Source organism: Martinezella tropici (assembly GCF_008370325.1).
GTDB classification, from domain to species: Bacteria; Pseudomonadota; Alphaproteobacteria; order Rhizobiales; family Rhizobiaceae; genus Rhizobium; species Rhizobium tropici_B.
Genome location: NZ_VNIP01000009.1, coordinates 132,172 through 157,947 on the forward strand (window position 1 = coordinate 132,172; position 25,776 = coordinate 157,947).

Genomic DNA, 25,776 nt, shown 5'->3' on the forward strand with positions numbered 1-25,776 from the left:
TGATCGCGATGCCACTTGATGGCGAAGAACATGCCCGTGCCTAACACGAGAAGCTTGAGCGGAAAGAAGACTATAGGGAACCAATCCCACATTTCGGATATTTCCAGGCTACTATTGATGCTATCTATCGTGAGGGAGCACTACCTCAAAATTGCTGCACACAACATCAGCCATGTTGACGCAGATGAGATCATAACATTCCCATCACACGGCATGAGCGGGCTTGCCCCATGTTTCCGGATAGGTTGTTTGACTTAACAAGCTGGTGACCGCTTCTGGCGCGAACCTCCACCCAAACCGGTCGCATCTGCCGCCAAATTCCGCGAGTACCAGAGAATTCGTGAAACAGCATAAAGGGCAGGCAACGAGATCGGAGCCGCTATTCATCGTCATCATCGATCTCGCCGGTCAGCCGCATGCCGTCGATCCAGGTGGACCCGTCCTCCCGGATCACCCGGCGCGGCTTGGCGCCGCAACGCTCGCGCACGGCCTGCGCCAGAACCTCGGAATGGGTAACGATCCAGATCTGGCTGGTCCTTGCGGCCTCAGCGATCATGTCGGCAAGCGGCGGCAGCATATCCGGATGCAGGCTTGCCTCCGGCTCGTTGAGCGCGATCAGCGGCGGCAGGCGGTAGGACATCAGGGCCGCGGCAAGACCGAGGAACCGGATCTGGCCGTCCGATAATTCGCGCGGCTGGAAGACGCGATTGGGAAATTCGGGCAGCATCAGCCCGAAATCCGCCGTTTCCTGCGGTTCGGGCACGACGAGCCGCCCCCCGCCGAGCGCTGCAGCAAGAACCCGGTCCAGCTCCACGGTGTCCTCGCGCGTGTGGACGAGGGTCGCGAAAACGGCAGCGATATTGGCGCCATCCTCATCCAGCATCGGTGACGTTACCGCAAGGCAAGGTGCGCGCAGCGGCGAGCCGTGATCGGTGCGGAAGCCGTGGTAGAACCGCCAGGCATCGACGGCCCGGCGGAAGGTGCCGATCTCCGGAAAATAGCCGGCATCGCCCAGCAGCGCGATCGCCGTTTCGGAGGTCAGGGCGTTCTCGGGATGGGCTTGCATGCGGCCGCTCTCGCCGCGCACGGAAATGCCGGGGCCATCGCGCTTCATCATCGTCACCGGACGCCGCCCGGCCTCGACGGAAAGCTCCTCTGCCTTGATTTGCGGCTCCAATGGGAAGCCGGCGGAGGCACAGGGCGGCCGCATGCCGGCCTCGATCCAGTAACGAAAGGTCGCCGCACGCTCCATGTCGAGCAGCTCGACATCGAAGCGGATGCGCGCCGACTCATGCGAGCGACGCTTGCCCGACCACATGGCCGAAAACATGCCGCCCTCGCCGGATATCTCATGCGCCAGCCTGCCGCGAACCGCGGCCTGCACCAGCTGCAGCGAGCGGTAGAGGTTGGACTTGCCAACGCCGTTCTCGCCGATGAACAGATTGACATCGGAGAGATCCATGCGGATCGAGCGCAGGGAGCGATAATTCCGGGCAAACATGGAGCGTAGCTGCATGGCCGGGGTTTAGCCGATTCCCGTCTTAAAGAGAATGCAAAACCAGGGCCTCGTCCTGTCTCGGGGGAACAAGCGGCGAGAAGGTAGCATTACCGTCTGCCGCAAGATCGAAGACCGTATGCTTCTCCAGCGCACTCGTCACCTCGTTGACATCGCCGTCCAGATGTTCGACCGGGATGAGATTGCCGACGAGGAAATCGAACCGGTCGCCGCGCTTGTTGAGCAGTTCGTGAAAGACCGTCATGTCGCGCAACTCGGTCGACCATTTGGCGAACCAGTAGAACAGGCCGGAATTGCGCGCCGTCAGGTGAACCGGCAGGATCGGCAGATTGTATTTGCGCGCCAGGCCCACCGCCGATGTCTTCCACGGGCGCTCGTTGAGCTTGCCGTTCGCCCAATAGGCGATGCGGCCGGAGGGAAACAACACAGTCACCTTGCCGTCGGCGACAGCACGGTTGGTGAGTTGAAGCGTTTCTCGCGTCTTTGGCTTGCTCTTATATTCCTCGCGCCACTCCACCGGGATGATCATTTCGGCAAAGCGCGGATTGACACGAACCGCATCGCGATTGGCAAAGATCATCATGTCGGGCCGGCGCGATTTCAGAAGATCGAAGACCGCAACGCCATCGGCAATGCCAGTCGGATGATTGCTGACGAGAATGAAACCGCCCGAGGCGGGAATCCGGTCGGCATGCGTGACACCGATATCGAGTCTGAGCAGATCGCTCATATATTCGAAGCACTGGAAACCCGAAAGCTTGGCGACATCATCGGCGAATTCGATCGCCTTGTTGTAGCGCAGCAGCGTGTAGAGAAACGGACGCATCAACGGCCAGAGCGGATTGCGCACGATTTTTTGCCCGCGCTCGGCGATCAACGTATCGACAATATGCCCGGGCTGGCCCTGGGACACCAAAGCGATCGCTTCTGCAAGCTGTCCCAGTGCAGTTATCGACCCGCGGCGTGCCATGAAGTGTCCTGAATGGTTGGGAAATATTCTATCGCAATCGAATATGATCGAAGCATGACAAGCGCCTCGCATGCAGCCACCGAACCACCGGAGATCTGGAAGCAGGCCTGCATGCCGTTTTGTGTGTAGCCGCATCCCCGGCACATGCGGAAACATGCCTGGAGCGGCTGGAAAGTTAGCGATTCCATAACCTTCCTTCCCTCAAAGTGGCAGAAGGAATCCGAATTTCAAGGGGTTTTCCACTGAACGAATTGTTGATCATCGCCGACTCAGGGTTGATGGCGGAGCGCGGCCGCTGGCTCGACGCGCTCGGCCGGGAACGGCGACTCGCCGCCCACACATTGAATGCCTATGAGCGCGATACGCGGCAGTTTTTGACGTTTCTTACCGGCCATCTCGGCGGTCCGGCGACGATCGCCGATATTCACGACCTGCGCCCCGCCGACTTCCGCGCCTTTCTCGCCGCGCGCCGAAAAGATGGAGCCGGCGCGCGTTCGCTCGGGCGCAATCTTGCCGGCCTTCGTTCGTTGCTGCGCTACCTGGAAAAGAAGGGTTTGGTCAACGCCGCCGGTGCTGCCGCGGTACGCTCGCCGAAGCAGCCGAAATCGCTTCCAAAGCCGCTTTCCGATAAGCAGGCGATCACCGTCGTCAGCGACGAATCGCAGCTGCACGACGAACCATGGATCGCCGCGCGTGATGCGGCGGTGCTGACCCTGCTCTATGGCTGCGGCCTGCGCATTTCCGAGGCGCTGGATCTGAAGCCGCAGGATTTTCCGCCGGGCGCAACCTCGCTGCGCATCACCGGCAAGGGCAACAAGACACGGCTGGTGCCGCTGCTGCCGATCGTTGTCGAAGCAGTCGACCACTACCGGGCGATTTGCCCTTACCATCTCGATGCGGACGGCCCGCTCTTTCGCGGCGCGCGCGGCGGCAAACTGCAGCCGGGCATCATCCAGCACGGCATGCAGAAGCTGCGCAGCGCCTTCGGCCTGCCGGATACGGCCACGCCCCATGCCCTGCGTCATTCCTTCGCCACCCATCTGCTCGCCGGAGGCGGCGACCTGCGCACTATCCAGGAACTGCTCGGCCATGCGAGCCTCTCGACGACCCAGGTCTATACCGGCGTCGATTCCTCGCGCCTGCTCGAGGTCTATGACCGCGCCCATCCCCGCGCGTAAGGCTATTCGCGCGTGCGGGCGTAAGGCTCATTCGTGCGTGTAAGAAAAGATTAACTCCTTGCGTTAAGGAAATCTCCGTCTCGTGCGCATAAAGCAGAACCATGTCTCGGCATGCCTCCCGAAAGCCGCTTTCGAGCGTTAGGGATTGCGCCCTCTGCGAACGGAAGATTTTGATGATTTCTGCCCTCGGATCCAGGACGATGCGGTCGACGAAGCCGGCGCTCGGCGATATCCTGCTTTGGCTTGCCACGGCCTTTCCGTTGATGCTGGCGATCCTGTTGATCGCGACGATGCTGACGCTGCAGCCGGCGCATGCGGAAGGCGCAGTCTCAGATAGCTGCGGTGGCAGGGATCTCATGGCCGAACTTCAAAAGACCGATCCGGCCAAATATGCCTCCATCATCGCCGCCGGCGATAAGGTCGAGAATGGCAAGAGTATCTTCTGGAAGATCGAAAAGCCCGGCCTGAAGCCGTCATGGCTGCTCGGCACAATGCATGTCTCGGATTCGCGCGTGCTCACCATGCCGAAGGGTGCTACCGACGCCGCTGCGGCAGCCGATGCGATCATCGTTGAATCCGACGAGATCCTGGATGACAAGAAGGCAGCCCTTGCGCTTTTTTCCAATCCCTCCCTGACGATGCTGACCGACGGATCAACGATCAGCGAGCATCTGTCGCCCGAAGACAATACCCGGCTGGAAGCCGGCCTGAAGGAGCGCGGCCTGACGCTCGCCGCCGTCTCGCGCATGCAGCCCTGGCTGATCTCCAGCTCCTTCGAAATGACCGGCTGCGAGGTTCGCCGCAAGGCGACCGGCGCAAAGTTCCTCGACCAGAAGCTGGCAGGCGATGCCGCCGCCGAGGGCAAGAAGGTCGTGGGCCTCGAAACGCTGGCCGAGCAGGCCAAGGCCATGAGCGATCTGCCGATCGCGCTGCATCTGAAGTCGCTGATGCAAACCCTCGAACTGGGCAACAAGATCAACGACGTCAATGAAACGATGACCGGCCTCTATCTCGCCGGCAATATCGGCGCGATGATCCCGATGCTGAAGGTGATCGAGCCGGACCAGAAGATCACGGACGACGATACCGCCGCCTTCGAGCAGCGCATCATCCTCGATCGCAACAAGGTGATGGCCGAACGCGCCGCGCCGGTTCTCGACAAAGGTAATGCTTTCATGGCCGTTGGCGCACTGCACCTCGTCGGCGACCAGGGACTGGTGACGCTGCTGCGAAAGCAGGGTTTTACTGTCACGGCAGCGAACTGACCGCTCGCATCCGCTTGCCCAAATTGGAAAGCGTCGTCGCGACGATCAGCCGGTGGAATGGCGTGATGATTGCGAGATAGATCCAGCCAAGCAATATTTTCCGCCTGACGAGCGTCGTCGCATCGACCAGCCGACGCCCCTGATCATCACTCCGCACGTCGATGACGACCCGAAAATCGAGATGCCGATCGTCGAACCCGAGCACGACCTGATTGTCGGACTTGCTGACGACGGGAAAGAAGCCGATCTTTTCCAGCTCGTCCGCCTGATGGTCGCTGCTGGATCTCAAGCCGAACAAGCTTGTTACCGCATCGCGCACTCGTATCAGCAGCCGCACCCAAAACGGAAAGCGGCTGAGCATCGTTCGGGCGGCGGCAATTGCCGTCAGATCCGAGTTCGGGATCTTCAGTTCGAAGCAGTCGGCCCAATCGGCATCCGGCAACGCCGGATGCGGCATAAGCGGCTTCACCATTAAAGGCCTTGCAGACATGGTTTCATCCGTCCTTATTCGACGTCTGCAGGCTACCACACATTGCGATGCTACCCGATCGGCAAACGCCGGCTGCGGCAATTTGGCCGGCAGATGGCAGGTCAGCGAACCGCCGATCCGTCGGCCGGCAATATCTTCATCCGCCAGGAGGTTTCCGGCTTCAGATAAGTCGTCGCGATGGCGCGGACATCCTGTGCGGTCACGGCCTGATAACCGCTGATGCCGCTGCGAATCCGTTCGAGGCGACGCGGGTCCGTCTGGGCGTTCTGCAGATTCTGAAGCCAGTAGTTGTTGGCCTGTTGCGACCGCTTGACCTCCTCGATGATCGGAGCCTTCGCGCGCGTCAGCTCATCCGGCGAGACGTCTCCGCCGCGCAGATCGCCGGCGATCTTGTCGACCAGATCGAAGAAGTGATCCAGCTTGGCCGGCGTCGTCTCGACATAGGCGTAGGCGAAGCCATAGCCCGGAATCGATCTCGACAGATCGACCTCGCTCTGCGGACTATAGGTTGCTCCCTCGGCGAGGCGGAACTGGTCGATCAGGCGATTCTGCAGGATCGCCCCGGTCACATTGGCGGCCGCGGCTCTCGGCAGATCCGAGAGAAAATCGCCGATCGGCATGGCGATGGCCGCGCCGGCAGTGTCGCTTCGACCGTCGTGAAGCCGGATGACCGGTTCCACGGTCGGCGCGGGAAAATGCACATCGGCGCCATCCACCTGACCCTGCACGTCGCTGCGCGGCGGCAGCGCGCCGAAGGTTTCAGCCGTCATGCGGATGGCATCGTCGACCTCGACGTCGCCAGCGATGATGACCTCGATCCGTCCCTTGGAAAGGAGCGGTTGCAGCAACGTCTCGAAATCCTCCGGCTTGGCATCGAGCAGTTGCGACCGGTTCGGGAATACCCAGCGCGGATCGCCGGAGTGCAGGAGACCGGGCAATTCGCGACCGACCACGCTGCCCGGCGTCGCCTGAAGCTGGTCGAGACTGTTCAGATAGGCCTGCTGCACCCGTTTGAAGACGTCCGGACGGTAGGCCGGATCCGAAGCATAGGCCGTCAGAAGCTGCAATTGCGCCGCCAAATCGCGCGGCCGCGTGGCACCCTCGAATTTGAAGGCGGCATCCTGGATGGCAAAATCGTTGCCGACGACCTTTTCGGCAAAAGCCTTCTGTATATCGTCATAGCTGATGGCATTCAGGCCGGACAGCGGCAGCGCCGGCGCCGCCCAGATCGGCAACGGACGGTCCCGCGGCAGATCCAGCCGGCCATGGCCGATATTGGCGCGCACCAACACTTCGTCTTGACGGTATTTGGTCGGCTTCACGGTCAGGCGGACGCCATTGGCAAAGCGAACCATGGTAATGCCGAGATCATCGACCGATCGCCGTTCGACGATGGTCCCCGGCTGCCCGAAATTGGTATAGGGCCAGGCGACTGCGGCCGCCTGCTCCGGCGCGCTGACCGCGACGGCACGCGACTCGGCGTAGGCTTTCTCGACGGCGGCATCGCCGCCCTCGGGCATTTGCGGGATTTGCAGTACGAGCTGCGGGCCGTTGCCGGAGAAAACACGCTGAAGAGTTTGATTGACTTCGCTCGCGCTCAGCCCCTTCATCGCGGCGTCGAATAGCGAAAGATCATCCGCAGGCGAGGTGAAAACCAGGTTCTCGCCGACGCTCCAGGCAAGCGATCCGGCGATATCCGGGCTGGTACGTGTCGCCGCCCCGCCCGCTGCCGCCTGCAGGGTGGAACGATATTCAGCGATCTCACGGTCGATCTCGCTTTGATCGGCGCCGAATTGCGCAATACGTCGCTGTTCTTGATCGACGGCGGCAAGCGCTGCCTGCCATTTGGCTGAATCGCTATCGGCAGCAATCAACGCGACACGGGCTGACTTGAAGAAGTCCTGCGCACCGGCCTGCGCGTTGACGAAGGGCGGATTGGGCTGCTGCGCCAGAAGGGACAGGCGCCGGTTGAGAACGGCGAAACCGATATCCTCGATCAGCTGCGCGCGACGCTTGGCGACCATATCCGGCGAAGCATCATAGGGGCGCGTCCAGGCGAGCTGTACACGCGTAGCACCGCCGGGCACGACGACCGTACCGACACGTTCGCCATGCTTTTCCAGCGTGCCGAGATCAGGATCGATCGGCGCCGGGCTGGCGGCGGCCCAATTGCCGAACCGGTTGCGGATATCGGCTTCGATGGCGGCGGCATCGATATCACCGACGACGATCAGCGTGGTGCGATCCGGACGATAATAGCTGCGGTAAAAGTCCCGTACGAGATCGACCGGGGCATTGCTGATGATGTCGGTCTTGCCGATCGGCGTGCGCTGCGGCACGAGCTGACCTGGCAGCAGCTGCGTGAGGAAGCCGATCCCGCCACGATATTGCGGCGTGTCGCGCAGCTTCTCTTCCGAGAGAATCACTCCGCGCTCGCGGTCGAAGGCGCCCGCGTCGAGCTTCAACTCGCTGGCCGTCTCCCGCATCAGCATCAATCCGGTCGAAACCGTCTCGGGATTGGCTTCGGGAAGATCCAGCGCATAGACGGTTTCGCCATAGCTTGTGGAAGCGTTCGTATCCGCGCCGAAGGCCAGCCCGAGACGCTGAAGAATGCGCACCATCTCGCCTTCAGGAACATGGGTCGAGCCCTTGAAGGCCATATGCTCGAGGAAATGCGCCAGGCCCTGCTGGTCGTCACGCTCCTGCAGCGAACCGGCGCCGATGCGGAAGCGGATCGCCACCTGACCGGTCGGCGTCGCATTGTGCATGACGGCAAAGCGCATGCCGTTCGGCAGCGTGCCGAAGCGGATCCCCTGCTCCACCGGCAGGTCGCTGACCGCCTGCGGCCAGCCCGCGGCCGGCGCTTCGGCATGCACAGGCGCCGCAACGGTAGCGAGGAGTGCGAGCGCAATCGCAACGGCAAGTTTCAGGGATAGGTAAGCGGCGGGGATTTGGCGTGACATGCTTGCTTTGTTGATGAGAAGGATTGGATGATGCGATGCACGGGAGCCCCGTACATCGCATCATCAGGCAAGCATTGCAATCCCGGCGCTTGTCTCGCCGGGACCGTCCGATCTTACATATGGATCGGCTTGAAGAAGGTCGCGAGCGCGGCTTCCTTGACGGCTTCCGACATGGTGGGATGCGCGTGGCATGTGCGGCCGAGATCTTCCGACGAACCACCGAATTCCATCAGCACGGCAATTTCGTGGATCATCTCGCCGGCGCCGAAGCCGACGATATGGCCGCCGAGAACGCGATCCGTTTCCTTGTCGGCCAGGATCTTGACGAAACCATCCGTCGCCAGCATGGCGCGGGCGCGGCCGTTAGCCGAGAACGGGAACTTGCCGACCTTGTAGGCGATGCCTGCGGCCTTCAGCTCTTCCTCGGTCTTGCCGACGGAGGCGACTTCCGGCTGCGTATAGACGACGCTCGGGATGACGTCGTAATTAACGTGACCTGCCTGGCCTGCGAGGATTTCGGCGAGCGCCACGCCCTCGTCTTCCGCCTTGTGCGCCAGCATCGGACCCTTCACCACGTCGCCGATGGCATAGATGCCGGCGACATTGGTCTTGAAGTGGCCGTCGATCTCGACGCGGCCGCGATTGTCGAGCACGACGCCGGCTTCTTCGAGGCCGAGGCCTGCCGTGTACGGCTTGCGGCCGGTGGCGACGAGAACGACATCGGCATCGAGCACGACCTTGTCGCCGCCCTTGACCGGTTCGAAGGTAACCTTCGCGCCATTGCCTGTTTTTTCGACGCCGACGACCTTGGCGCCGAGATGGAATTCGATGCCCTGCTTGGCAAGCATGCGCTGGAATTGCTTGGAGACTTCGCCGTCCATGCCGCCGAGGATGGTGTCGAGATATTCGACGACGGTAACCGTGGCGCCGAGACGCGACCAGACCGAGCCGAGCTCGAGGCCGATGACGCCGCCGCCGACCACGATCATCTTGCCCGGCACCTTGTCGAGCGCGATGCCACCCGTGGAGGAGATGATGACCTTCTCGTCGATCTCGAGAGGCACGCCCGGGATGCCGGCAACGTCGGAGCCGGTGGCGATGACGATGTTCTTGCCCTCGATCTCGGTCACCTTGCCGTCGTCGGCCGTGACGGCGACCTTGCCGGCGGAGACGATCTTGCCGGTGCCCTGGAAGGCATCGATCTTGTTCTTCTTGAAGAGGAAGGCCACGCCATCGACGTTCGACTTCACGGTCGCATCCTTGTGCGCCAGCATCTTGCCGAGGTTCAGCTTCGGTGCGGCGACTTCGACGCCGAGGGCGTCCATGCCATGGCCGGCATGATGGAACACTTCGGAAGCGTGCAGCAGCGCCTTGGACGGGATGCAGCCGACATTGAGGCAGGTGCCGCCATAGGTCGCGCGCTTTTCGACGACCGCGACCTTCAGGCCGAGCTGCGCTGCCTTGACTGCGCAGACATAGCCGCCGGGGCCGGTTCCGATAATGATCACATCGTAGGACATGTTTGATTTCCTTGTTTTGTATCTTTGTTAGTCAGTCGCCCGTGCCAAGGCGAGGCGGATGCCGAAGCCGACGAGCGCCGCTCCGGTGATGCGGTTGAACCATTTGCCTGATGCGATGAAGCGATCGCGGACCGGCTTGACGGTGAAGAAGGTGGAGACGCCTGCGAACCAGGCGACAAGCGCCGCCGCCATGCCGATGCCGTAGCTGAACTGGATGAGCGCCGGCGTATCGTGATGCACGAGCGTCGAAAACAGTGACAGAAAGAACAGCACCGGCTTCGGATTCAGCGCATTGGTGACGAAGCCCGTCGCCAGGCAGCGCCAGGCGGAGACCGGCTTGCGGTCCTCCTCGGTGATCTCGACGTCCTTCACCTTGAAGCCCGGTTCGCGGAACGACTTGATGCCCAGATAGACGAGATAGAGAACGCCGGCCCATTTGATCAAGCTGAACAGGACGAGCGACTGCGACACGATCAGGCCAAGGCCGAGAATGGTATAGCTGATGTGGAAGAGCAGCGAGAAGCCCATGCCGAGCCCGGTCATCATGGCGGCGCGGCGGCCATGCACGATGCTCTGGCGCAGGATCACGGCAAAATCAGCGCCCGGAACGACGATGAAGATCGAGAACACCGCCATCAGGCCGAGAAATTCGAGAATATACTGCATGTCACCTATCCGTTCCGATCAGCGACCGCCGCTCACATCGAGCACGGCACCCGTTATATAGGATGCGTGCGGGCTCAAAAGGTAGAGGATGGCGTCGGCGACCTCGTCGGCCGTTCCCGCTCGTTTCATCGGCAATTGCGGCGCGATATCGCGCGCCCGATCCGGCAGGCCGGCGGCCGCGTGGATATCCGTATCGATGATCCCCGGCCGCACGGCATTGACGCGGATGCCTTCCGCCGCCACTTCACGCGCAAGCCCCACGGTGAACGTATCGATCGCGCCCTTGGAGGCGGCATAGTCGACATATTGTCCGCCGCCGCCGAGCGTTGCCGCCATCGAGGAAACATTGACGATCACCCCGCCCTTGCCGCCATGCCGGGTCGACATGCGGCGCACGGCTTCGGCGGCGGCCAGCATCGAGCCGGTGACGTTGATGCGGAACATGCGGTCGAGCCGCTCCGGCGTCATCTCGTCCAGGCGCTGGATAGTGTCGACGATGCCGGCATTGTTGACGAGCCCGTCGACGCGGCCGAAATGCGCGTCGACTTTGGCGAAGATGGCTTTGATATCCTCGGGCTTGCCGACATCGCCGGCGATCGCTATCGCCTCGCCGCCGGCGTCAACGATCGTCCCCACCACAGCCTCTGCCGCATCCTTGTTTGACGCATAATTGACCGCCACGGCCCAGCCATGCTGGGCGGCGGCCAGGCAAACCGCCGCACCGATGCCGCGGCTGCCGCCGGTCACGAGAAGAACAGGTACTTCGTCGGTCATTGATTGCATCCTTTCAGGCTGAGGACGTCCCAGGGTGCGACAGTCGCTTTCCCTTTGCCCCACAGCGACGACTTCTGGATCGAGGGACCAAGCGCCGGCAGGAACAGCCGGTCCGCCGCGCTCTCGCCTTCCGCCGGCAATGCCCGGATATGGCCCTTCAGATCGGAGGCGTAGACCATGCCCTGCCAGACGGTGCAGGCCCGAAGATCCGCGCCGGTGACATCGCCCTCGGGGCATTCGAACATGATCCGGCCATCGGCGCGCAGCTGATCGTCACTGCGCATGACGATGCCTTCGGCCACGATGGCGGTGTTGCGCACGGCGAGCTTGAACCTGTTGCTGACGGCAGATTCCGACCCCATCGGCTCGAACCGCAACTCGTAGGCATTGTCCATATCGACGTAGACGGCCTTTTCCTGCACGCATTCCTCCGCATGAACTGCGGCGGGAGCCACCGCGCAGGCGAATGTTATCAAGGGCATCGAGGCCAGCCGTGCCATCATGTTCTGAGCCGGCATGGTCATTCCCCTCCCGGCTCATGCCGGCCATCGGCATTTTCGATCACGCCGAAATCGGTAAACAGAACGAGCGGCCGGCCGCTGGCATCGAGTCCCCAGAAAACCGGATAGAAGCCGTCGCCCCAGCCGCTCCAGAAAATGGCGACGTTGCCGCGCTTGCCGGATATCGGCCGATGCATGACATAGTTGTCGCTGTTGGCGCCGAGTTCGGACGCCAGAACATCATCATAGTAATTGACGTCAGACGACGCCTTCTCCAGCTGGACCTGCTTTTCGCGTTCCTGGATCAGCGCATAGGTATCGGCATCCATGTAGCAGCCGAGACCGGCATCGACCGGATAGCCGAAGAATTCGTCATTCTTCAGCGAATTGATATCCTGACCGGGGATCACGGCCAGTTCCCAGCGCACCGGCTTGCCCTCGGCGAAGCGCATACCGGCTGCGGCGATGCGGCCGAAAGCCTGATAGAGAGTGACGGGATAATCACCTGGGGAAACAGCACGAGTGAGCGCGGTACGGTCAGGCCCGACGAGCGGATCGCTGGCGACGATGCGCCCGGAGGTCAGCTCGACCTTGCCGATGCGCAGGACGTTGATCGAGCGGGTCGCAAGATCGGCGTCGCTAAGCGACGCCAGATCGAGATTGCTGCTGAGCTTGGAAATGTCGAGTTCGGCCGCTTCAGCGGACGCTGGCACCCATGCGGCGACGGCGCACATCAATCCGCGCAGCGTCCGCATGGGCCATGTCGACATGATCCAACGCTCCCCTTAGAGATCGAGAACGAGACGTTCCGGATCTTCCAGGCTTTCCTTGACGCGCACGAGGAAGGTAACCGCTTCCTTGCCGTCCACCATGCGGTGGTCGTAGGAGAGCGCCAGATACATCATCGGGCGGATGACGACCTGGCCGCCGATGGCGATCGGACGCTCCTGGATCTTGTGCATGCCGAGAATGCCCGACTGCGGCGCATTGAGGATCGGCGAGGACATCAGCGAACCGTAGACGCCGCCATTGGTGATGGTGAACGTACCGCCCTGCATGTCGGCCATCGACAGCGTGCCGTCGCGAGCAGCCTTCGCCAGACGGCCGAGCTCCTTCTCGACTTCGGCAATCGACATCTGGTCGGCATCGCGGATAACAGGAACGACCAGGCCCTTGTCGGTGCCGACCGCCATGCCGATGTGGCAGTAGTTCTTATAGATGATGTCGGTGCCGTCGATCTCGGCGTTGACAGCCGGCAGTTCCTTCAGCGCGTGGGTAACGGCCTTGGTGAAGAAGCCCATGAAGCCGAGCTTCACGCCATGCTTCTTCTCGAAGATGTCCTTGTACTTGTTGCGCAGGTCCATGACAGCCTTCATGTCCACCTCGTTATAGGTGGTGAGCATGGCGGCGGTGTTCTGCGCATCCTTGAGGCGGCGAGCAATCGTTTGGCGCAGGCGCGTCATCTTCACGCGCTCTTCGCGGCTGACGTCCTCGACGGCGGTCGGGGCGCGAGCGGCAACGGGTGCGGCCGGTGCGGCGGCAGGCGCCGAAGCAGCCTTGGCGACAGCGGCGATGGCATCGCCCTTCAGGACCTGGCCGCGCTTGCCGCTGCCTTCAACCTGATCGGCGGAGAGATTGTTTTCGGCAAGCAGCTTGGCTGCGGCCGGTGCCGGCGGCATGGAAGAAGCCGGAGCGGAAACGGCGGGCGCTGCAACCGGTGCGGCAGCGGCCGGTGCCGGAGCAGCCGGAGCCGCAGCCTGTGCCGGAGCGGCGGCAGCGCCGTTGCCGGCGGAGATCTGGCCGAGCAGCGCGCCGAGGCCTACGGTTTCGCCGGCCTGGGCAACGATTTCGGAAAGCGTGCCAGCGGAAGGCGCCGGAACTTCGATCGTGACCTTGTCGGTTTCGAGTTCGAGAAGCGGCTCATCAGCCTTGATGGCATCGCCGACCTTCTTGAACCAGGTACCGACGGTCGCTTCGCTGACGGATTCGCCGAGGGTAGGAACGCGGATTTCAGTGGCCATTGTTCAAATCCTGATTTTCGTCATTATGAGTTAGATGGAATTCCGGCGACAGAGGGCCGGCGGACGGGTGATACGCCGCAGCGCTGGCGTCCGGACAACGATAGCGGTCGACCGGGCTTTTGCTTGATCGTGGCGATAGGCTGCATGTTGCTGCATGACGGCCATCTTCTCCCCCGTCGCATCATGCGGAAGGCTGGAGCGCGACGACGCGATTTTCAAACGAAAACGCGTCATCGCGCAACCCCTCAACCGCCGAGCGCGTCCTCGAGGAACGCCGCAAGCTGCGACAGATGCTTGGACATCAGGCCCGTCGCCGGAGAGGCGGCGGCCGGACGGCCGGTGTAGCGAACGCGCTGGTACTTGGCATCGATATGGGCAAGCACCCATTCCAGATAGGGATCGATGAAGGACCATGCGCCCATGTTCTTCGGCTCTTCCTGGCACCAGACCATTTCCGCATTGCGGAAGCGGCTGAGCTCGTTGATGAGAGCCTTGGCCGGGAACGGGTAGAGCTGTTCGATGCGCAGCAGGTAGACATCGTCGATGCCGCGCTTCTCGCGCTCTTCCAGGAGATCGTAGTAGACCTTGCCCGAGCAGATGACGACGCGACGGATCTTATTGTCCTTCTGCAGCTTGATCGGGCCGTCCTTGATCACTTCCGCATCGTCCCACAGCAGGCGGTGGAACGAGCTTTCGCCCGCCATCTCCGCAAGCGTCGACACGGCGCGCTTGTGGCGCAGCAGCGACTTCGGCGTCATCAGGATCAGCGGCTTGCGGAAGTCGCGTTTCAGCTGACGGCGCAGGATGTGGAAGTAGTTCGCCGGCGTCGTGACGTTGGCGACCTGCATGTTGTCTTCGGCGCAGAGCTGCAGATAGCGCTCCAGGCGAGCCGAGGAGTGTTCCGGACCCTGGCCTTCATAGCCATGCGGCAGCAGACAGACGAGACCGGACATGCGCAGCCACTTGCGTTCGCCCGACGAGATGAACTGGTCGAAGACGACCTGCGCACCGTTGGCGAAGTCGCCGAACTGGGCTTCCCAGAGGGTCAGCGCATTCGGACGGGCAAGCGAATAGCCGTATTCGAAGCCGAGAACCGCTTCTTCCGACAGCATCGAGTTAATGACTTCGTAGCGGGCCTGGGTCGGCGACAGATTGGCAAGCGGAATGTAGCGCTCTTCGGTCTCCTGATCGTAGAGAACCGAATGACGCTGCGAGAAGGTGCCGCGTTCGCAGTCCTGACCGGACAGGCGGATCTTGTGGCCTTCGACGACGAGCGAACCGAAGGCCAGGGCTTCCGCCATCGCCCAGTCGATACCCTCGCCAGTCTGCACCATGTTGGCGCGGTTCTCCATGAAGCGCTGGATGGTGCGGTGCGCATGGAAGCCAGCCGGGATTTCCGACAGCTTGCGGCCGATTTCCTTCAGCGACTTCATCGGCACGGCGGTCTTGCCGCGGCGCTGCTCGTCGGCGTTGTCGGCCGTGTGCAGGCCGGACCACTCGCCGTCAAGCCAGTCGGCCTTGTTCGGCTTGTAGGACTGGCCGGCTTCGAATTCCTGCTCGAGATGGGCGCGCCAATCGGCCTTCATCTTTTCGACTTCGCCTTCGGTCAGCACGCCTTCGCTGACCAGCCGCTGAGAGTAGATCTGCAGGACCGTGCTGTGCGCGCGGATGACCTTGTACATGTTCGGCTGCGTGAAGGACGGCTCATCGCCTTCATTGTGGCCGTAGCGGCGGTAGCAGAACAGGTCGAGGACCACAGGCTTGTGGAACTTCATGCGAAATTCGGTCGCGATCTTCGCCGCATAGACGACGGCTTCAGGATCATCGCCGTTGACGTGGAAGATCGGCGCTTCGATCATCTTGGCGACGTCGGACGGATAAGGCGACGAACGCGAGAAGGCCGGATTGGTGGTGAAACCGATCTGGTTGTTGATGATCACGTGCATCGTGCCGGCAACGCGATGGCCGCGCAGGCCGGAGAGGCCGAGAATTTCGGCAACCACGCCCTGGCCGGCGAAAGCCGCGTCACCATGGATCAAGAGCGGCACGACCTTGGCGCGTTCGGAGAGCGGAATGATGTCGCCATCCCATTGGGTGGCGCCCATGTCCTGCTTGGCGCGGGCCTTGCCCATGACCACGGGATTGACGATTTCCAGATGCGACGGGTTTGCCGTCAGCGAGACGTGCACCTTGGCGCCGTCGAAATCGCGATCCGAGGATGCGCCGAGGTGATACTTGACGTCGCCCGAACCTTCGACTTCGTCCGGCGCGTAGGAGCCGCCCTTGAACTCGTGGAAGATCGCGCGGTGCGGCTTGCCCATGACCTGGGACAGCACGTTCAGGCGGCCGCGGTGGGCCATGCCGAAGACGGCTTCCCTCAGACCAAGTTGGCTGCCGCTCTTCAGGATCTGTTCGAGCGCCGGAATCAGTGATTCGCCGCCATCGAGGCCGAAGCGCTTGGTGCCCTTGAACTTGACGTCGAGGAACTGCTCGTAGCCTTCAGCTTCGATGACCTTCTGCAGGATAGCCTTCTTGCGCTCGGGATTGAACGCAATGCCCTTGTCCGGCCCTTCGATGCGCTCTTGAATCCATGCCTTTTCCTCCGGGTTGGAGATGTGCATGAATTCGACGCCGAGGGTGGAGCAATAGGTGCGCTCAAGGATCTCGATCATCTCGCGAATGGTCGCGAATTCGAGGCCGAGCACGTTGTCGATGAAGATCTTCCGGTCGAGGTCCGCATCGGTAAAGCCATAGGCTTCCGGCGACAGCTCCTTGTAGTCTTCAACGGCGGCGGCGATGCCGAGCGGGTCGAGCTTGGCGTGCAGATGGCCGCGCATGCGATAGGCGCGGATCATCATGATGGCACGCACGGAATCCCGCGTCGCCTGCAGGACGTCGGTCGCGTCGGCCGGCGCGCCAGCAGTTTCAGCCTTCGCCTTCAGCTTGGTTTCGATGACCTTTTCGACAACGCCCCAGTCGCCGTCGAGCGCGGAAACGAGATCGCCCTTTGCCGGGATTGGCCAGTTCTTGCGCTGCCAGGAGGCGCCCTTGGCTGCCCTCTTCACGTCGTCGGGGCTATCCTCGAGCGCCTTGAAGAAAGACCGCCATTCGTCGGAGACCGATGAAGGATCGTCCTCGTAGCGCGCATAAAGCTGCTCAATATAGGCAGCGTTGGCGCCATCCAGGAACGAGGTGATCTGAAACTGCTCGTTGGCTTCTTGCCTTGCCATGGTGAATCTGCGGGCGCTCTCGCCCGTCTCCCAACTTGTTTGCATTGCCGGTTTTCGGGTCCCCGGCGACCGTATTTCGTTCGCGGCCATCAAGGCCAAAGGTATGCACTTGCGAATGTCGGAACCGGACGGGACAGACAGCTGCCGCCCCGTCCGGCCTTGCTATAGGTAGGCTCAGCCCTTCAGGACTTCCACCAGCGTCTTGCCGAGACGCGCCGGCGACGGCGACACGCGGATGCCCGCCGCCTCCATCGCTGCGATCTTGTCTTCCGCGCCACCCTTGCCGCCGGAAATGACGGCGCCGGCATGACCCATCGTGCGGCCGGGAGGTGCCGTGCGGCCGGCGATGAAGCCGACCATCGGCTTCTTGCGGCCCTTCTTGGCTTCGTCCTTGAGGAACTGCGCTGCTTCTTCTTCAGCCGAACCGCCAATTTCGCCGATCATGATGATCGACTTGGTTTCGTCGTCGGCGAGGAACATTTCCAGGATGTCGATGAATTCGGTGCCCTTGACCGGGTCGCCGCCGATGCCGACAGCCGTCGTCTGGCCGAGGCCTTCATTGGTGGTCTGGAACACAGCTTCATAGGTCAGAGTGCCGGAACGCGAGAGAACGCCGACGGAGCCCTTCTTGAAGATGGAGCCCGGCATGATGCCGATCTTGCATTCGTTCGGAGTCAGAACGCCCGGGCAGTTCGGCCCGATCAGACGCGACTTCGACTTCAGAAGGCGATCCTTGACCTTGACCATGTCGGCAACCGGAATGCCTTCCGTGATGCAGACGATCAGCGGGATCTCGGCTTCGATCGCTTCGAGGATCGCGGCCGCGGCACCTGCCGGCGGTACGTAGATGACCGAAGCGTTGGCGCCGGTCGCGTCCTTGCCTTCGGCGACGGACTTGAAGATCGGCAGCTTTTCGCCGTCCTTGCCGGTCCAGGTTTCACCGCCCTTGGAGGGGTGGATACCGCCGACCATCTTCGTGCCGTGATAGGCAAGCGCCTGTTCGGTGTGGAAGGTACCGGTCTTGCCGGTCAGGCCCTGAACCAGAACCTTGGTGTCTTTGTTAATCAGAATGGACATGCGAGGCCTTTGTTACGAGAGGTTGGAAGACGCGGAGGCAACGCGACGATAGACGCCGCTGACGACCTCCTGCCATGTATCGCTGCCGGCGGGCGAGAAAGTGACGCCCATACGGTAGCAGTCTTCATTTTCGAACTGGAAGAGAGTGCGTTGTTGACCGCGCGGCGAGACCTTGGTCAGCACAAGCTTGTCGTCGATCCATTCGCCGGAAGCCGGCGCGGCGGGCGTAAAGCCCACCGTATCGAACTGATAGAGCTTGTAGGCCTGATCCGCAGCGTCGAAGCCGAGAATGTTCCGGGCTTCGAACGATGTGCTGCCGTCCCGCGTCTGCACGTAGCGTTGTTCGACGAAAAATCCGCCGAACAAACACTCGGCCGTGAGCTGCGCGGTTGCCGTACCTTCCTTCGTCCAGGCCGAAGCCGCGACGCGCTCTTCCCCTCCCCAGGTGCCGGCAAAGGCACCGAGGCGGAAATGAGCAGCCGTTGGAACGAAGGAAGCAGCCATCTCGATCAGCCCTTGACTGCCTTCACGATCTTCTGGGCGGCATCGTCCAGGTCATCGGCGGAGATGACGTTGAGACCGGATTCGTTGATGATCTTCTTGCCGAGCTCGACATTGGTGCCTTCGAGGCGAACGACGAGCGGAACCTTCAGACCGACTTCCTTGACGGCTGCAAGCACGCCTTCGGCAATGACGTCGCACTTCATGATGCCGCCGAAGATGTTGACCAGAATGCCCTGGACAGCCGGATCGGCGGTGATGATCTTGAAGGCGGCCGTGACCTTTTCCTTGGTGGCGCCACCGCCGACATCAAGGAAGTTCGCCGGCTCAGCACCGTAGAGCTTGATGATGTCCATGGTTGCCATGGCGAGACCGGCGCCGTTGACCATACAGCCGATGTTGCCGTCGAGGGCGACATAGGCGAGATCATATTCGTGCGCCTGGATTTCCTTCTCGTCTTCTTCTGACGTGTCGCGGAGCGCGCGGACGTCTTCATGACGGAAGAGCGCGTTGCCGTCGAAGGAAACCTTGGCGTCGAGAACGCGCAGGCGGCCGTTGGTCATGACGATCAGCGGGTTGACTTCGAGGAGCGCCATGTCCTTTTCGACAAAGGCCTTGTAGAGGATCGGGAAGAGCTTGGCGGCATCTTCGCGGGCAGCACCCTCGAGCTTCAGCGCGTCGGAAAGGGCAGCCGTGTTGGCAGCCGTCACACCCGTCGACGGATCGATGGCGACGGTGATGATCTTTTCCGGCGTGTCGTGCGCGACGGTCTCGATGTCCATGCCGCCTTCGGTCGAAACGACGAAAGCAACCTGACCGACGGAACGGTCGACCAGGATCGAGAGATAGAGTTCGCGGTCGATGTCGGCGCCGTCTTCGATGTAGAGGCGGTTGACCTGCTTGCCGGCCGGGCCGGTCTGCTTGGTCACCAGCGTGTTGCCGAGCATGTCCTTGGCGTTGGCGACAACGTCGTCAACCGACTTGGCGAGGCGAACGCCACCCTTGGCGTCCGGGCCGAGTTCCTTGAACTTGCCCTTGCCGCGGCCGCCGGCGTGGATCTGGCTCTTGACGACGTAAAGCGGCCCCGGAAGCTGCTTGGCAGCTGCGGCGGCTTCGTCGGCGGAGAAGATGGCAACGCCGTCCGCGACGGGTGCGCCATAGGTCTTCAGCAGAGCCTTGGCCTGATATTCATGAATGTTCATGGGTCTATCCCTGTTGGAAGGCGGAAATTACTTCAGCGACGGCGCGATGGTGGCGCAGGCTTCGCAGAGGCCGGCAACGGCTGCGACCGACTTGTCGAAGGCTTCCTTTTCGGCCTTGTTCAGGTCGATCTCAATGACGCGCTCGATGCCGCCGGCACCGATGACGGTGGGAACGCCGACATACATATCCTTGACGCCATACTGGCCATCGAGGTGAGCGGCGCAAGGCAGCACGCGCTTCTTGTCCTTGAGGTAGGATTCGGCCATCGCGATGGCGGAAGCAGCCGGAGCGTAGTAAGCGGAACCGGTCTTGAGCAGGCCGACGATTTCGGCGCCGCCGTCACGGGTGCGCTGGATGATTTCTTCGAGGCGCTCGGCGGTGAGCCAGCCCATGGTGACGAGGTCGGTCAGCGGGATGCCGGCAACGGTCGAGTAACGAGCGAGCGGCACCATCGAGTCGCCGTGACCGCCGAGAACGAAAGCCGTGACGTCTTCGACTGATACGTTGAATTCCTTGGCGAGGAACAGGCGGAAGCGCGACGAGTCGAGCACGCCGGCCATGCCGACGACCTTGTTGGCCGGCAGGCCCGAGAACTTCTGCAGGGCCCAGACCATGGCGTCGAGCGGGTTGGTGATGCAGATCACGAAAGCGTTCGGGGCATATTTCTTGATGCCGGCGCCGACCTGCTCCATGACCTTGAGATTGATGCCGAGAAGATCGTCGCGGCTCATGCCCGGCTTGCGGGGAACGCCGGCGGTGACGATGCAGACGTCGGCGCCTTCGATCGCGGAATAGTCGCTGGCGCCGGTGAGATTGGCGTCGAAGCCTTCGACGGGCGAAGACTGTGCGATGTCGAGACCCTTGCCCTGAGGAATGCCGTCCGCGATGTCGAACAGGACGATGTCGCCCAGTTCCTTCAGGCCGGCGAGATGCGCCAGCGTGCCACCAATCATGCCAGAACCAATAAGTGCGATCTTGTTGCGCGCCATTTCGGTGTATCCTTTGCGATCAAAATCCGTGGCGGGACACCGTGAAAGGCATCCACAATAGCCGCCAATCGCATAGACCCAAAGGGTGAAATTGGCAATTGATTATTTTGAGATCAGGAATTTCAATCGGTTAGATCGAAAATGTCTTACGTAAACGTAAGATATTCTGTCACCGAATTGTTACTCGGCGGCACGCCTGGCCGGAGTCTGGGCCAGATATTCTGCGCTGCGCATTTCGAAAAGCCGCGATGCCGTGCGGTCGAATTCGAAGCCTTCCGTGCCCCGCCGCTCTTCCAGCAGTTCCTCCGGCATGGCCGCCGCGGAGACGTAAAGGCGGATATTATGATCGTAAAGCGTGTCGACGAGAATAATGAAACGTTTGGTCTGATTGCGCTTATCCGGCCCAAGCTTCGGTACGCGATCGAGGAAGATCGTATCGAAGCGTTCAGCTATGGCGAGAAAATCGGCAGGCCCGAGCGGCGCGTCGCAGAGATCGGCGAATGAAAAGCGCGCCATGCGGTCGACGGCCAGAGGCACCTGAATGGAGCGCCCCTTCATCGGGATTTCCATCGGCTGCGCCTTGCGCCCGTGCAATGCCTGCATCCAGGAGGCATCCATCGCCATCTCGGCACGCTGGTCGAGCGGGGTGAGATAGACGGGCTGGCTGTTCAGCTTCTCCATGCGGTAATCGGTCGGCGAATCCAGCGTCGCGATATCGACATGCTTCTTCAACAGATCGATGAAGGGCAGGAAGAGGCCGCGATTGAGCCCGTCGCGATAGAGATTGTCCGGCTCGACATTCGAGGTCGCGATCAGCACGCAGCCGAGCGAAAACAGCTCGGAAAACAGCCGCGACAGGATCATCGCATCGGCAATGTCAGTGACCGTGAATTCGTCGAAGCAAAGCAGTTCGGCTTCGGCATAAAGATCGGCGGCAACGGGCGGGATGGGATCGGTCTGCTTCGTCTCGCCGTTCTTGAATTTCAGCCGCTGTGCCGCGATGCGGTTGTGCACATCGGTCATGAATTCGAAAAAATGCGCCCGGCGCTTCTTCTGGCAGGGCGCCATGGAGAAGAACATGTCCATCAACATGGTCTTGCCGCGCCCGACGCTGCCGTGAATATAGAGGCCCTTGATCGTCTCGGCGGACTTCTTGCGCGCAGCAAACATCCAGCCGAGCGCGCTGGATTTGGCCGCGGGCCGCTTCCGCTTGAGATCGGCAAGCACGCGGTCCAGCATTTTCGCCACATCCATCTGCGCCGAATCCACTTGGAGGGATCCGGACGCCGTCAGCGCCTTTAGCTGTTCGCAGACGCTGAGCGAGTAATCTGGCATGGGCTGCATGGGGAAATATCCGCCTGTGCAAATGGGGGCGCATCCAAGGGATGCTGCCCCTTCAAATAAGCTTATCGGCTGAGGCTGAGCGGCTGGCCGGAGGCGGTCGAGCCGTCAAAGCGGGAATCGGCTGTCTTGTAGACCGTGCCGATCGTCGAGCCGTCACGATTTTTCAGGAGAACCTGCTTGCCGGAAACTTCCCATGAACCCATCGCGGTCAGTTCGCCCGCGCAACCACGCGTACCGCCGCGCGAGCCGCCGCCGAGGTTCGTCAGCGTCAGGAACATGTCGCAGCTCGATCCGCCATTGCTGACCTTCCAGCTACCGACCATCGATTCCTTCGTGACATCCATGGCGGAAGCCGCCATTGCCTGCTGTTGCTGCGGATTGGCCGCATTCGGCACGCTCGTCGGAGCAGCCGGGAATTGCGAACCGTTGCCGGCGCCTGCGGGCGGAAGCTGGCTGGATTGTACGGAAGGAACCGGCTGGGCCTGCAGTGGCGGGGCAGAATAACTGTCATTGTTGTATGCCGTGCGCTGGCAACCGGCAAGCGACAGGCCAATCGCCGCAGCCGTCACTGCATATCTAAACTGCATCATCACACTCCTAGTTGATTGTCCACCGCTGACATCTGCGAAGTCATGTTTAATGATGTCCGAATTATCGTATTTCACTTTGGTTAATCAAGTCGATACCGCTACAAATTGCCGTAGGCGATAGCTGGGCAAGAATCGGGTGGTTTCAAGGCTAATCCGCCAGCCTCGCCCAAAATGGATGCAAGTGGCAAATTTCGGCATCCTCGCCGATCCCATCCGAGACGGGACGATATCTCATCTCGCCTGGAGGGCCACGCGGGCGCTTCGGCAAATCTGCCGAAGCATTCTCTCCTCGTTCGCGGTCAAATGGACGGAAACGGCAGGTCAGACCCGCCGCTCGACCATCATCTTTTTGATTTCGGCGATCGCCTTGGCCGGGTTCAGACCCTTCGGGCAGGTCTGGGCGCAGTTCATGATCGTGTGGCAGCGATAGAGGCGGAAGGGATCTTCGAGGTTGTCGAGGCGTTCACCCTTGGCTTCGTCTCTGGAGTCGATGAGCCAACGATAGGCCTGCAGCAGGACGGCCGGACCGAGATAGCGGTCGCCGTTCCACCAATAGCTCGGACAGGAGGTCGAGCAGCAGGCGCACAGGATGCATTCGTAGAGACCGTCGAGCTTCAGGCGGTCCTCATGGCTCTGCTTCCATTCCTTGGCCGGCGGCGGCGATACCGTCTTCAGCCAGGGCTCGATCGAGCGGTGCTGGGCGTAGAAATTCGTCAGATCCGGCACGAGGTCCTTGACGACGGGCATATGCGGCAGCGGATAGATCTTTACCGTGCCCTTGATCTCGTCCAGCCCCTTGGTGCAGGCGAGCGTGTTGGTGCCGTCGATATTCATGGCGCAGGAGCCGCAAATGCCTTCGCGGCAGGAGCGGCGCAGCGTCAGCGTCGGATCGATCTTGTTCTTGATATAGAGCAGGCCGTCGAGCACCATCGGGCCGCAATCGTCGATATCAATATAGTAAGTATCGATGCTCGGGTTCTGGCCGTCATCCGGGCTCCAGCGATAGACGCGGAATTCGCGCGTATTCTTGGCGCCGACCGGCTTCGGCCAGACCTTGCCTTCGCGCATCTGAGAGTTCTTGGGGAGAGCGAGTTCAACCATGGTCAGTTCCTCTCAGATCAGTACACGCGTGCCTTCGGCTCGATCTTGTGCGGATCGATGCCTTCGGCGATCAGGTCGGTGTGAACGGGACGGTAGTCCAGCTTCACGTCGCCTGCCTCGTTGACCCAGGCAAGCGTATGCTTGCGCCAGATTTCGTCGTTACGGCCGGCGAACTTGCCCTCGGTATAGTCCTCGCGGGCGTGCGAGCCGCGGCTTTCCTTGCGGGCCTCGGCGCCATAGATCGTCGTGATGGCGTTGGCCATCAGATTGTGCAGTTCCAGCGTTTCGACGAGGTCGGAATTCCAGATCAGCGAGCGGTCGGTGACCTTGATGTCGGGCATTTCCTTCCAGATTTCCGAAAGGCGGCGGCAGCCGGATTCCAGCGATTCCTGGGTGCGGAACACGGCCGCGTCTTCCTGCATGGCGCGCTGCATCTTCTCGCGCAGTGCTGCCGTCGGCGTCGAGCCGCTGGCGTGGCGCAGGCGGTCGAAGCGTTCCATGATCTTGTCGCAGGCAGCGACATTGACCGGTGGAACCGGGCTGTTGCGGTCGATGACCTGGCCGGCGCGGATGGCGGCGGCACGGCCGAAGACCACAAGGTCGATCAGCGAGTTGGAACCGAGGCGATTGGCGCCATGCACCGATGCGCAGCCGGCTTCGCCGACGGCCATCAGGCCCGGCAGCACGCGCTCGGGATTGTTGCTGTCGGCGTTGAGCACTTCGCCCCAGTAGTTCGTGGGAATGCCGCCCATATTGTAGTGAACGGTCGGAAGCACGGGGATCGGATCGCGGGTCACGTCGACGCCGGCGAAAATGCGGGCGCTCTCGGAAATGCCGGGAAGGCGCTCGTGCAGCACGGCCGGATCGAGATGATCGAGATGCAGGAAGATGTGGTCCTTGTTCTTGCCGACGCCGCGTCCCTCGCGGATTTCCAGCGTCATGCAGCGCGAAACGACGTCACGCGAGGCAAGGTCCTTCGCCGAAGGCGCATAGCGCTCCATGAAGCGCTCGCCCTCGGAATTGACGAGATAGCCGCCTTCCCCGCGCGCGCCTTCGGTGATGAGACACCCCGAACCGTAGATGCCGGTCGGATGGAACTGCACGAACTCCATGTCCTGCAACGGCAGGCCTGCACGGGCCACCATGCCGCCGCCGTCGCCGGTGCAGGTATGAGCCGAGGTCGCCGAGAAATAGGCGCGGCCATAGCCGCCGGTCGCCAGCACCACCATCTTGGCGGCGAAGCGATGGATCGTGCCGTCGTCGAGGCACCAGGCAACGACACCAGTGCAGCGGCTGCCATCATCGGACATGATGAGGTCGAGCGCGAAATATTCGATGAAGAATTCGGCGTTGTTGCGCAGCGATTGGCCATAGAGCGTGTGCAGGATGGCATGGCCGGTACGGTCGGCGGCAGCGCAGGTGCGCTGTACCGGCGGTCCCTCGCCGAAATTCTGCATATGGCCGCCGAACGGGCGCTGATAGATCTTGCCCTCTTCGTTACGCGAGAAGGGCACGCCGTAGTGCTCGAGCTCGTAAACGGCCTTCGGCGCTTCCATGACCATATACTGCATGGCATCGACGTCGCCGAGCCAGTCGGAGCCCTTGACGGTATCGTAGAGATGCCACTGCCAGCTGTCCGGCGTCATGTTCTGCAGCGAGGCGGCAATGCCGCCCTGGGCTGCGACGGTGTGCGAACGGGTGGGGAAGACCTTGGTGATGCAGGCGGTGCGGAAGCCCTGTTCGGCCATGCCGAGCGTGGCGCGCAGACCCGCGCCGCCGGCCCCGACGACGATCACGTCATAGGAGTGGTCGATATACTTATAGGCTTTCCCGTTCTGAGCGGGTCCATTCTGAGCAGAAGAGTTCGGTGCCATGATG

Annotated in this window: 21 protein-coding genes; 2 read left to right on the top strand and 19 right to left on the bottom strand. The window is 61.8% G+C overall.

Going from position 1 to position 25,776, the window contains the following annotated elements; genetic code table 11:
- Positions 1–379: 379 nt before the first annotated feature.
- The gene (locus tag FP026_RS17455; RefSeq protein ID WP_149635897.1) at positions 380–1,516 is read right to left on the bottom strand and encodes an AAA family ATPase; all 1,137 of its coding nucleotides are present in this window, start codon (positions 1,514–1,516) and stop codon (positions 380–382) included.
- Positions 1,517–1,541: 25 nt separating this feature from the next.
- Complete coding sequence (locus FP026_RS17460; RefSeq protein WP_149635898.1) at positions 1,542–2,486, bottom strand: GNAT family N-acetyltransferase; 945 nt, start codon at positions 2,484–2,486, stop codon at positions 1,542–1,544.
- 242 nt (positions 2,487–2,728) lie between these two features.
- On the opposite strand from FP026_RS17460, the gene FP026_RS17465 reads away from it, so the two are divergent.
- Together FP026_RS17465 and FP026_RS17470 are read left to right on the top strand one after the other, a co-directional pair.
- Positions 2,729–3,664, top strand: coding sequence for a tyrosine recombinase XerC (locus FP026_RS17465; protein ID WP_149636141.1), 936 nt, complete (start codon positions 2,729–2,731; stop codon positions 3,662–3,664).
- A gap of 173 nt (positions 3,665–3,837) precedes the next feature.
- Positions 3,838–4,929: a TraB/GumN family protein gene (locus FP026_RS17470; RefSeq protein WP_149635899.1), complete on the top strand. Its 1,092-nt coding sequence runs from the start codon at positions 3,838–3,840 to the stop codon at positions 4,927–4,929.
- Here the strand turns inward: FP026_RS17470 and FP026_RS17475 are convergent.
- From FP026_RS17475 to sdhA, 17 genes are all read right to left on the bottom strand, one after another.
- On the bottom strand, positions 4,913–5,419 hold the full coding sequence (locus tag FP026_RS17475; protein ID WP_188112613.1) for a DUF2867 domain-containing protein: 507 nt from the start codon (positions 5,417–5,419) through the stop codon (positions 4,913–4,915). The two genes, FP026_RS17470 and FP026_RS17475, sit on opposite strands and share 17 nt — an antisense overlap.
- A gap of 101 nt (positions 5,420–5,520) precedes the next feature.
- Positions 5,521–8,382 (bottom strand): M16 family metallopeptidase, encoded by a 2,862-nt coding sequence (locus tag FP026_RS17480; protein WP_149635900.1) that lies wholly within the window; start codon positions 8,380–8,382, stop codon positions 5,521–5,523.
- Positions 8,383–8,495: 113 nt separating this feature from the next.
- A complete protein-coding gene (gene lpdA / locus FP026_RS17485; RefSeq protein WP_149635901.1) occupies positions 8,496–9,902 on the bottom strand; it encodes a dihydrolipoyl dehydrogenase in 1,407 nt (468 codons plus the stop codon).
- Positions 9,903–9,929: 27 nt separating this feature from the next.
- Positions 9,930–10,568, bottom strand: coding sequence for a LysE family translocator (locus FP026_RS17490; RefSeq protein WP_149635902.1), 639 nt, complete (start codon positions 10,566–10,568; stop codon positions 9,930–9,932).
- Positions 10,569–10,586: 18 nt separating this feature from the next.
- Positions 10,587–11,342 carry an SDR family oxidoreductase gene (locus tag FP026_RS17495; RefSeq protein ID WP_149635903.1) on the bottom strand — a complete coding sequence of 252 codons (756 nt, stop codon included), beginning with the start codon at positions 11,340–11,342 and terminating at the stop codon, positions 10,587–10,589.
- Positions 11,339–11,824 (bottom strand): hypothetical protein, encoded by a 486-nt coding sequence (locus FP026_RS17500; RefSeq protein WP_432444131.1) that lies wholly within the window; start codon positions 11,822–11,824, stop codon positions 11,339–11,341. Before FP026_RS17500 ends, FP026_RS17495 begins: the two co-directional genes overlap by 4 nt.
- Positions 11,825–11,862: 38 nt before the next feature.
- On the bottom strand, positions 11,863–12,612 hold the full coding sequence (locus FP026_RS17505) for a DUF4241 domain-containing protein (RefSeq protein WP_149635904.1): 750 nt from the start codon (positions 12,610–12,612) through the stop codon (positions 11,863–11,865).
- A 15-nt stretch (positions 12,613–12,627) separates the two neighbouring features.
- A complete protein-coding gene (gene odhB, locus FP026_RS17510; protein ID WP_149635905.1) occupies positions 12,628–13,863 on the bottom strand; it encodes a 2-oxoglutarate dehydrogenase complex dihydrolipoyllysine-residue succinyltransferase in 1,236 nt (411 codons plus the stop codon).
- A 245-nt stretch (positions 13,864–14,108) separates the two neighbouring features.
- Positions 14,109–17,093, bottom strand: a complete 2,985-nt coding sequence (locus FP026_RS17520; protein WP_149635906.1) for a 2-oxoglutarate dehydrogenase E1 component — start codon at positions 17,091–17,093, stop codon at positions 14,109–14,111.
- Positions 17,094–17,267: 174 nt separating this feature from the next.
- Complete coding sequence (sucD, locus tag FP026_RS17525) at positions 17,268–18,170, bottom strand: succinate--CoA ligase subunit alpha (RefSeq protein WP_120665619.1); 903 nt, start codon at positions 18,168–18,170, stop codon at positions 17,268–17,270.
- 12 nt (positions 18,171–18,182) lie between these two features.
- A complete protein-coding gene (locus tag FP026_RS17530) occupies positions 18,183–18,674 on the bottom strand; it encodes a DUF1579 family protein (RefSeq protein ID WP_149635907.1) in 492 nt (163 codons plus the stop codon).
- Between the two features lie 5 nt (positions 18,675–18,679).
- Complete coding sequence (gene sucC, locus FP026_RS17535) at positions 18,680–19,873, bottom strand: ADP-forming succinate--CoA ligase subunit beta (RefSeq protein WP_149635908.1); 1,194 nt, start codon at positions 19,871–19,873, stop codon at positions 18,680–18,682.
- Positions 19,874–19,900: 27 nt separating this feature from the next.
- Entirely contained in the window at positions 19,901–20,863 is a 963-nt protein-coding gene (mdh, locus tag FP026_RS17540; RefSeq protein WP_149635909.1) for a malate dehydrogenase, read from the bottom strand.
- 180 nt (positions 20,864–21,043) lie between these two features.
- On the bottom strand, positions 21,044–22,207 hold the full coding sequence (gene zapE, locus FP026_RS17545) for a cell division protein ZapE (RefSeq protein ID WP_149635910.1): 1,164 nt from the start codon (positions 22,205–22,207) through the stop codon (positions 21,044–21,046).
- Between the two features lie 62 nt (positions 22,208–22,269).
- Positions 22,270–22,794 carry a protease inhibitor Inh/omp19 family protein gene (locus FP026_RS17550; RefSeq protein WP_149635911.1) on the bottom strand — a complete coding sequence of 175 codons (525 nt, stop codon included), beginning with the start codon at positions 22,792–22,794 and terminating at the stop codon, positions 22,270–22,272.
- A gap of 324 nt (positions 22,795–23,118) precedes the next feature.
- A complete protein-coding gene (locus FP026_RS17555; RefSeq protein ID WP_047630647.1) occupies positions 23,119–23,898 on the bottom strand; it encodes a succinate dehydrogenase iron-sulfur subunit in 780 nt (259 codons plus the stop codon).
- Between the two features lie 17 nt (positions 23,899–23,915).
- Positions 23,916–25,772, bottom strand: coding sequence for a succinate dehydrogenase flavoprotein subunit (gene sdhA / locus FP026_RS17560; RefSeq protein ID WP_149635912.1), 1,857 nt, complete (start codon positions 25,770–25,772; stop codon positions 23,916–23,918).
- Between the last annotated feature and the right edge of the window lie 4 nt (positions 25,773–25,776).